The sequence below is a fragment of the Streptomyces sp. NPDC057743 genome (genome assembly GCF_042798755.1).
Taxonomy (GTDB): Bacteria; Actinomycetota; Actinomycetes; order Streptomycetales; family Streptomycetaceae; genus Streptomyces.
In genome coordinates this window covers 1-8,561 of sequence record NZ_JBHVJX010000081.1, presented here as the reverse complement: position 1 = coordinate 8,561, position 8,561 = coordinate 1, and the positions used below count along the sequence as shown (strand labels likewise).

Sequence of the window (8,561 nt, the reverse complement as noted above, 5' to 3'; positions counted from 1 at the left end):
TCAGGCAACACCATTGCAACGTTTAGGACAGCCTATGGATATTGCGCACGCGGTATTGTTCCTAGCATCTGATGACTCTTCATATATTTCTGGTGCTGAACTTGTTATTGATGGTGGTTTCTCTGCTCAATAATATGTAAAGTTAAAGGCCATGATCCCGATAAGGAGCTTAATTATTTTTGTTTTCTCTTGTAAAGCATATTAAATTTAAAATTTCTTATCTGGAATACCTTTGTGAATTTCTTTATACCCCTCCATAGGACTGAATGTTTTAACCACTAAATAGCTGTCAATTAAATTTTGTTTCAATTGCTGATTTTACTAGCATTGAGGCAAATGATAAATTTAGATATGCTGAATAAGTATATTAATGGTTGGAAATAATCTAGGATGTACAGATTTTAATGGAGGGATAAAAGTGACCAAGGTTATTATAAAAGTGACGGATAACGGACCATCTATCGTAACAGGAAATGTAGAGTTAGTTGACGGTGAAGGTAATCCTTTCAACATTGGAGAGCAGTTCAAGTTATGCCGTTGTGGTTTGTCAAATCACAAACCGTTTTGTGATGGATCGCATCGCGGTAAGTTTGAAAGCACAGTGAGGGCAACTTAATTATTTTTCAACTGGTAAAAGGAAGGTATTTGTCCTTTCCTATCTCCCATCAATTTCCCTGGAGAACATCGTTAATAAAAAAAATGGTTTTAAATTGGAATACCTAATTCAGTTGTGGAAAATGTGAACACCAGAAGAGTGTCCGCCAGTTTGATGTCAGATGTACCATATACCATCGTAAATTCATAACAATCTAGAAAGTGGCGTGTCAAAACTGTTGTTTACACGCCACTTTTCATTGTTGTTTATATGACATGAACCTCAAAATAGAACCCTTTAGAAATCGAATACCTCGTTTAATTTCGTTATTAAATATATTAATTCTTTTTACGTATCGATTGCCTTAGCAAACTTATCCAAGGGGAATTTATCAATTGAAGTATCTGATATACATAATTATGAATTCCCCCAATTGATACATCAATAACCTCAATACAATTTTTATAAAGTCCCTCTGTTAGTTGAATTCCAATTAACTTACTACTTTACGCCACAATCTGGCGCGTTTGTGGAAGAAACGCTAATATTATAAAAATGTGTTTATTTAAATTAACTTGTTTAACAATATTTCACTCCTATCGATACACAAATAAATATGAATTACTCCCATGAAAAGAATACTCAAAGGAGCAAGTAAATATCCAATATCAAGCATTACACTTGATCTGAGGAAAACCCCAATCACCACGATAAAAGCTGAAACAATAATGCTGTACACCCAATACCTTATAGTGTTATCTCCTATGTTATACAGTATTTTCCGCACTGTTTTCACACTCCTTAAAGAATTTTGTTGTGAGGAGAATCCGAACAAAGCAGCTGCCCAGGAACCAGGAAAATTCATCAAAACACGAATAAAAAAAGATGGCCGGCTTTCTGATCCTCACTTATTCACGAACGAAGCAGAGAGCCGTTTTTTTGATAATCTGATAATGTCATGACAGCTCACTCATTTTTATCCATACGTTCCAGTATTTCTTGACGCAGCAGCGCCAAATAATTTTGTTCTTCTATCGTTCGAAATGGTTTTCGGTTAAAAGAGCTATATGCAAAAGAGCTATATGCCTCTAACAGCTCACCATTACCCATGTCTTTTGGGTTTTTCATATCATTCAAACTCATTGCAGTGCACTCCTTCGCTCTATGCTACCGCCCTCGCAAGCTCGGTTGCTGGAGGTCTGTGGTTGATAAAAGTCTAAAAAACAGACTTTTATCAATCCTCGACCTAATTATTCGCCGGCTCTCCGCCTACATTAGCGATAAATTCAACATTATCGACCTTCCACTCCCCATTCTCCAACGCAATAAGTTGGGTTTTGATTACGATTTTCTGTTCGCTTGCTGTGCCATTATAGCTTGTGCGTGCAGTGAACTCATTCATAAAAGAAACTTCTTGCTTGTCTGATTGATATTCATAGCTTTGCAATCCTGAAACAGAAGAAGATACATCCGATCCTTTCTTTGGAATACTGCTCCCGCTTGGATAAGTGGACTGGTAACCTTTTTCAGTCATTAATGGTTCAATGTCTTTATACCGCTGCTTCGTATTGCTGTAGGTGAAAAATTTATTAATAAACTCATTATTCAGCTCTGCAGCCTTTGTCTGATCTACTTTTTTCAATCGGTCAATTTGTGCTGAATAATTTTCCTTTTGCTTCGTGGCAGCTGCTAAATCCCTTTTTAAAGATTGGGTGTAAAGCAGCATCAAAGCTACGACAACAATCGAAACAATTATAATAATTCGTGTCCCGCGCCTTTTCTGCTGATCTTCCACATACTCACCCTCTCTATATTCTCCTGAACCCTAAATACGGATAAAGCTTTTTCCATGTCTCTACGCTCGAATATTCAAGGCCTGCGTCATTTGAATTAATGAATTTTCCATCACCGACATACATTCCAACATGAGTCGGCCCGGGCGCATATGTGCTAAAAAAGACCAAGTCGCCCGGCTCTGCCTCATCATCGGGAACAGGCTTTGTTTTCTCATACTGTGTCGCAGCATTACCATTGAGATCAACACCAATTTGCCCGAAAGCATATTCCATGAGGCCGCTACAATCAAAACCTCCAGCCGATGGAGACCGGCCTCCCCACACATAAGGCGTGCCTAAATACTCTTTCATAATATTGTGTACTTGAGCATAATCGAATTTTTGATTTTTTCCTCCGCCTTTTCCTCCTGTGTCTAGGTATCTCAGCACATGATCGACATAAAGCGGATCTCCATAACTCGACCAACCTACCTTTGCGGCCTGTTCTTTGCTGAACGAGAGAGCAAGCTCTTTCGAATACTTGCCGCCATTTTTTTTAACGTAGTCAATGAACCCGCCGCCGTAGTTATAGGCTTGGAGTGTCAATTTAATGTCGCCACCTGCTTTATCTAAGACGCTTTTAAAATGCTTCATTCCAACATCTATACTGACCTCGGGATCAGTAATTGTGTTAGGCGGCAATCCCATTGATTCTGATGACTGCATGACGTCTAAGTGTCGGCCGCCGCTCTCTTGCATGACAAGCGCCATAATTACGTCTATATGCTTTGTGAGATCATACTTTTCAGCATATTTTTCAAATAAGGGGCGATAACGTTCAACATCCTGACTGATTTTCGCTTTACCTGCTATGTTACTGTCTATACCGCCTCGGCCGCCTTCGTCTCCTCCGTCACCAAACAGCAGGATAAACCCCATAAGGGCGGCATACCCTGCCGCAGCCACGATGAGGCTGATGACAAGAATCTTTTTCATGCTTTATTCACCTCGTGCCCGATTAGGGTTTTCAGGTAGATGTTTCTCGGAGACGTTCTGTGCTTGACGTTCGCCTTGTCTCTCCCCTCGGTCTTTTGGCTGAGCGCGATTAGGTCTTACATTTTGAGACATTTGTTTTTCAGTTTCTTCTATTGGCGGCTCCATTGCCGCAAGGCTAGACAATTCATTGTCGGCGGGCTGAGTCCTTCTTTCAGGTTTACGGTTTGTTGTGTCGCCAGTTGAGCGCAGCCTCTCTACTGGTTGAGCCGTCTCATTCCTTTGTACATTTTGACTTTTCGATAGCTGCGGCTGCTGTTTCCTTTCATATCTCGCGTTGTCATCCCATGATGTAATATGCGGACGTGTATTCTCACTCGGAGAGCTTTCCATTGATGCCTGTTGAGTCCGGTATCGCTCTCTATCTAAAGGCTCCGCCTTTGGCGTCACATTCTGTGTCTGAAGTTCTCGCTCTTGTTTATTCCGTTCCATTTCTTCATGTTTTCCTGCATAATAAACACCTGCCGGAAGGTCAACTGTCCCCCCTGACTGTCGCTGCCCCTGTCTATCTGAATCTTCCTGAGATTCGCCTTGTAATGTTCTGTCTTTGCGACCGTCTTTAAAGTCACTCATATTAACAACTTTATCAGCTGAATTACCTTGTGAGGATCGCGCCTCGGAACGGTCAGGAGAATCATTCAAATTGCTTTTTATCGCATTAGCTGAGGCATCGCCCGCGCTGTCTGCGGTCTCACGGTTTTCATTTCGTTCTTTAGCTTGTTGTAATGCTGCAGCTGAAGCTCCGCCAGTATAAGCAGCCGCAGCTGCACCGGCCAAATTCTTAGCAGCTCCAATTGTTTTTTCTGCCGGCTGACGAATCCCTTTTTCATAAGCGTGCTTAGCTGTTCCGCCATCCACTGAAACCACCCTGCCGGCCGTTACAAACTCAATGATTTTATCTCGATACTTAATCATCAAGATGATAGCAAGAGCTGTCACAAAAGCATTCAGCATGTATTTTCCGGGTGTATCCATCGGGATCAATTCACCTGTTATATCAATGATCAAAAACGTAAACAGAAGAATGATCCCTACAAAAGCTTTCATAAAAAATGCACCAACCAACCTGCCAAGTGTGTACCAAGCGCTATTTGAGAAATTCGGCAAGAAGGAAATAATGAAGCTGATCGGGAGTATGACGCTTATTGCTAGGACAAGAATTTGAACTATAAAATTCACAAACGCCACTAACAACAAAGGAACACCCAGCACACAAGCAAAGCCTAACGAAAATATGGCCACGCCGATTTTATTCGGAATTCCTGATTGCGCCATCATGGTATTATTAAGCTCATTAGCTTCTGATGAAGCTATTTTTTTTCTTTCTTTATATCCATCTTCATTGAGCTTATATTCCAGTAGTTTAGTGATCCTGTCTTTATCATCCTTCGTGATCTTACTCTCGTCTGTCATGCCATAGTTCATATTTAAATATGGCTTATAGACAGCAATATCAAAGTATTGATTACGAAGGAGAGCGATAGACCCCTCTAATTCTTCGCCTTGTGCGATATCTCGTTCATCATTGAAAAGCGTTCCGCTTTTCATAATAAGCCCCTGCACTTCACTGCTAACATTGTTCATCGCCTTTAAAAACCAACCGGCTTGCGTGAACCAAACGAAAGCAATCAAAATCACAACAATCAATCTAACTGTGGATTGCCCTGCCTTCATACCGTTTTTTTGGCCCACATACTGAAAAAATATATAGAGAACAGCTATCGTAAACAATAAAACACCAAATGCAGCATAAAGGTTTTCCCATAAAGCAGTCGATATTTTTCCGACCTTATCAGCGAATTGGTTTACAACCTCTACGTTATATAGCCAGTCAAGGCCGGTATCAACTAAATTCGCGATCATCTTAGTCATTCCAAAAGTTATACTTGCGATACTATTCAGATTTTTATTGATGTTTTTTTCCGAAAAAGGATTTAAGCTCGACTCCACATCGGCTACCGCATCATATTGATCGTAGCTGTATCTTTTACTATCAAGGGTGACTCCTCCCTGCTTTACATCCTTCGGCTGCACCTTATTGCTATTATCGTCTGCAAAAGCAGCAGTCCCTAAAAAGGAAATGACGATGACGAAAACAGATAGGGTGAGCAGAATTATTTTCGAGCCTTTTTTCATGTCTTCCCTCCTGTCTACATGACTACATGTCTACACGTATACATGCAGGCTTATTCTTTTACATTTTCCGTATAATCAGGCTTTCCAAGATCGTCATCACCTTCTGGATACAAGTCATATTCATCGTTCTTTTGTTTTTCATAAGTCATTCTAATTGTGTCGCCATCTCGAATTTTAAAATCTAATGAAATATACTTCCCATCTTGATAAACACGAATTTCGGCATCTTCACGGTTTAATTTATCTATGTCTTTATCTACTCCGTCCTTCTGTAACCTTTGATTTTGTATGCTTACTACTTGATCTATGGCTTCATCATATTTCGCCTTTGTACCGCCACAACCGGCCATGCCGGTTATGGCTGCCAAAAGAGCAAAAGATAAAACAAGTTTTTTTATCATGCCAGTTCCTCCTCTGCTCTAGCGGAGTGTGATTTTTCAACTGTCTTAAATGCTTCTCTCCATTCCTCGAATAAGCAATCTATCGACAGCTTTCCAACACGTCCGTAAAAATCCATAAACAACGCCTGACCTTTTACCATATTCGCAAGCATCTCCTCATTTTGTTTTGTTTGCGGAAGGTTCATCGTCTTTAAAATGTCTGGACGGTCAACATCGTTATCGAAAGCAAAACGCGCACCGAAATTCCCCTTATCATCATCTGTTTCGGAGTCGGCCATATTTTGAGAAACAAGATATAGCTGATTTTTAAAGGAACGTCCTACACGCTTCATATCCTTAACTAATCGCTTACCGCCGCGGGCTTTAGTCAACGTCCAAGCTTCATCGAAAATGATTGCTGTCGGATCATCATGACTGCGGCGACCAAATTTTTCACAGAATTTTGCAAGGCCAATCATAATGCTAAGGCTTTTCCTGTCGCTGTCACTGTAATAACGTGGGTCATCATCTTCATTCGGTAAGTCTAAACCGGCAATTTCTAAAATAGTTACTTTGCGATTCAAGTTAATGGCATCAGCATCCCCATAGCTGAAAACTAATTGAAGAATGCTATTCTGAACCATTTGGACAAGAAGCTCGCCTGCACTCTTAATTGTTGGGTCCTCACTATTCGCTAGATGATCTACAACATGCATAAGCCCAACGGTTTCTCCCTTTGCTTTTCGCTCAATAACCGCATCTAAAGTTTTCAGAACTTCGGTTTTTACAGCATCTTTCCCATGCAAATCATAAATTTGCTCAATGATGTTTTGAGCAGTCTCTTTCGCTTCAAATCCATCAAGGAAGATAATTGGGTCTAAAACGCCAAAATTCTTTTTATCAGAGGCATCAAGCGTGACGTAGTGGAATGAGCGAATCAATTCTACAAACATCGGATACTTAACCCGTACATCTGGATCACTAATCGCTTTCGTAAACCACTTTCGTACCTCCACCTTTGGGTCAGTCATTAATACCTGACAATCCAAGAAAGAGAGATATAGCAGGATCATTTTCACTAAAAAGGACTTACCTTTTCCAGTTGCTCCTGTAATATTTACATGTGGGCTGTCGGTAGAAGCACCGGCGATTCCCTCATTAGCCATAAACGGATGGTAAAGCACAATATCTCGACTGCTGGCTATAGATTGGTCGATCGGGACTTTTTCTGTAAATTTGTCTACTCTTCCGAAATAAAACCCCACATTCGAACCAAGCCGGCTTGATACGGCAAAAAGATTTTCTGCAAAGCCTTCATGTGTTGTTGACTGCACCCAGTTTTTTTCGAATTGCATCGGTGCACCATGCAAAAATTTATAGAAAAGCTGCAACTGATCGGCGATAGGACGCACACAATAGATTTGTGAATGCTTCATGATCCTAATGACTTCGCTTGCTCTGTGCTTACATTCCTTTTTAGTCTTTCCGCTGACAACAAAAGTCGCTACCCACTTCAAATATGGTGAATTGTGATTACGGATTTTATTGTTTAAATCGGTAAGCAATTCACGGCCAGATAGGAGCCTGTCATCTATTTCTTCAACCTCGCTCATATCCCGCTGCGTTTGCTTGAAACGTTGTTTTGTTAAAGCAATTTTGTTCAATGTTGATTCTTTTGACTGGTATTGCGCTTTTATGTGCAGCTCTACGGGGAAATTTAAATTTTGCGCCTTTTGAAAAATGTGGGAGTATTCCATGTCCTCGGGAAAGTCATCGACTACGACAAAACTTGTATAGCATTCCCCTTCAGTTGTCTGAAGCTTTAGAAACCCGGGTTCCGTTGGATCAATGATAGCGTCGGTTATATTGGTTTGACCGCGCTTTTTTTGTTCTTCAACCACACTATGGTGTATATCTCTTAAGAAATTGTATCGGTTTATATAGATCAATTGATCTTCTGTAAGCCGGCGACCGCCAACGCTTGCCACCAGTTGAAAAAGGTCTTTTTCAAGCCCTTCAAATCGTTGGAAAAACTCTGCGGTCATTTCTCTTTCCAATCCCAAAAGGTTTACCAATACGTCTGAAACAGACGTAAAGGCATTCCTCACAACTCCTTTGATATCTTCTGACCCTTCTAAGAGGTTTCCTTTCAAGCGTACACCGAGAATGAAATCTGGCTGCGTGACGCTGCCAAGCTCATTTTCTAAAATATTTATCGTTTCACGATTATAATATCGCCCGATCTCTAAGGTGCTCGGATGAAAGTCTTTCTCCAAATACTCAAAACGCTGCTCTAAGTCCATGTGCTGCGGGTACATTTCTAAGTGAATATCCTTGTACTTTTCTAATTCTTTAAACAGTATCCTAAACTCCGCTTTGTGATCCTCCAGTTTCTCTTTGTTGCTCTGAGGCACAACAACGGGGCTAATACGGTAATAAGCATAAATTTCACCTGATTTGGTCAGCATAAGATTGTCGTGTACGGTTTTGATTGGCGTCTTTAATTTCACCGTTATCACCGTCCTTCCTGCGAATAATTGTATCTTCGAAGGTTACTTGTTTAATATTTGAGTATAAAACCTCTTGGTCATTGGCATATCTGCGCTTTGGCAGGTATACGAT

Annotated in this window: 9 protein-coding genes; 3 read left to right on the top strand and 6 right to left on the bottom strand. The window is 40.6% G+C overall.

The genetic code is table 11. The features are described 5' to 3' along the window. The first annotated feature begins 13 nt into the window (after nt 1-13). The 3 genes from ACFVFQ_RS37950 (at nt 14) to ACFVFQ_RS37940 (ending at nt 1,557) form a co-directional block, all read left to right on the top strand. Nucleotides 14-133: an SDR family oxidoreductase gene (locus tag ACFVFQ_RS37950; protein WP_383425210.1), complete on the top strand. Its 120-nt coding sequence runs from the start codon at nt 14-16 to the stop codon at nt 131-133. Between the two features lie 237 nt (nt 134-370). Further along, complete coding sequence (locus tag ACFVFQ_RS37945; protein WP_170869127.1) at nt 371-616, top strand: CDGSH iron-sulfur domain-containing protein; 246 nt, start codon at nt 371-373, stop codon at nt 614-616. A gap of 608 nt (nt 617-1,224) precedes the next feature. Then, nucleotides 1,225-1,557, top strand: coding sequence for a hypothetical protein (locus ACFVFQ_RS37940; protein WP_104843690.1), 333 nt, complete (start codon nt 1,225-1,227; stop codon nt 1,555-1,557). Nucleotides 1,558-1,561: 4 nt separating this feature from the next. Here the strand turns inward: ACFVFQ_RS37940 and ACFVFQ_RS37935 are convergent, their stop codons facing one another. The 6 genes from ACFVFQ_RS37935 to ACFVFQ_RS37910 all read right to left on the bottom strand — a co-directional run bounded on the left by ACFVFQ_RS37935 (nt 1,562) and on the right by ACFVFQ_RS37910 (nt 8,407). Beyond that, the gene (locus ACFVFQ_RS37935; RefSeq protein WP_326211977.1) at nt 1,562-1,738 is read right to left on the bottom strand and encodes a hypothetical protein; all 177 of its coding nucleotides are present in this window, start codon (nt 1,736-1,738) and stop codon (nt 1,562-1,564) included. Between the two features lie 103 nt (nt 1,739-1,841). Continuing rightward, nucleotides 1,842-2,390, bottom strand: a complete 549-nt coding sequence (locus tag ACFVFQ_RS37930) for a hypothetical protein (RefSeq protein ID WP_104843689.1) — start codon at nt 2,388-2,390, stop codon at nt 1,842-1,844. Nucleotides 2,391-2,403: 13 nt separating this feature from the next. Further along, complete coding sequence (locus tag ACFVFQ_RS37925; RefSeq protein WP_104843688.1) at nt 2,404-3,366, bottom strand: bifunctional lytic transglycosylase/C40 family peptidase; 963 nt, start codon at nt 3,364-3,366, stop codon at nt 2,404-2,406. Nucleotides 3,367-3,369: 3 nt separating this feature from the next. Continuing rightward, nucleotides 3,370-5,559, bottom strand: a complete 2,190-nt coding sequence (locus tag ACFVFQ_RS37920) for a CD3337/EF1877 family mobilome membrane protein (RefSeq protein ID WP_326211976.1) — start codon at nt 5,557-5,559, stop codon at nt 3,370-3,372. Nucleotides 5,560-5,609: 50 nt separating this feature from the next. After that, the gene (locus ACFVFQ_RS37915; RefSeq protein WP_104843702.1) at nt 5,610-5,960 is read right to left on the bottom strand and encodes a cystatin-like fold lipoprotein; all 351 of its coding nucleotides are present in this window, start codon (nt 5,958-5,960) and stop codon (nt 5,610-5,612) included. Beyond that, nucleotides 5,957-8,407 carry an ATP-binding protein gene (locus ACFVFQ_RS37910; RefSeq protein ID WP_383425206.1) on the bottom strand — a complete coding sequence of 817 codons (2,451 nt, stop codon included), beginning with the start codon at nt 8,405-8,407 and terminating at the stop codon, nt 5,957-5,959. The genes ACFVFQ_RS37915 and ACFVFQ_RS37910 overlap by 4 nt, the downstream gene beginning before the upstream one ends. Nucleotides 8,408-8,561 lie beyond the last annotated feature (154 nt).

Coding starts and splice junctions, on each gene's coding strand:
- ACFVFQ_RS37915 (WP_104843702.1), bottom strand. CDS start 5,960: ATGATAAAAAAACTTGTTTTATCTTTTGCTCTTTTGGCAGCCATAACC.
- ACFVFQ_RS37910 (WP_383425206.1), bottom strand. CDS start 8,407: ATGCTGACCAAATCAGGTGAAATTTATGCTTATTACCGTATTAGCCCC.
- ACFVFQ_RS37945 (WP_170869127.1), top strand. CDS start 371: ATGGTTGGAAATAATCTAGGATGTACAGATTTTAATGGAGGGATAAAA.
- ACFVFQ_RS37935 (WP_326211977.1), bottom strand. CDS start 1,738: ATGAGTTTGAATGATATGAAAAACCCAAAAGACATGGGTAATGGTGAG.
- ACFVFQ_RS37940 (WP_104843690.1), top strand. CDS start 1,225: ATGAAAAGAATACTCAAAGGAGCAAGTAAATATCCAATATCAAGCATT.
- ACFVFQ_RS37920 (WP_326211976.1), bottom strand. CDS start 5,559: ATGAAAAAAGGCTCGAAAATAATTCTGCTCACCCTATCTGTTTTCGTC.
- ACFVFQ_RS37925 (WP_104843688.1), bottom strand. CDS start 3,366: ATGAAAAAGATTCTTGTCATCAGCCTCATCGTGGCTGCGGCAGGGTAT.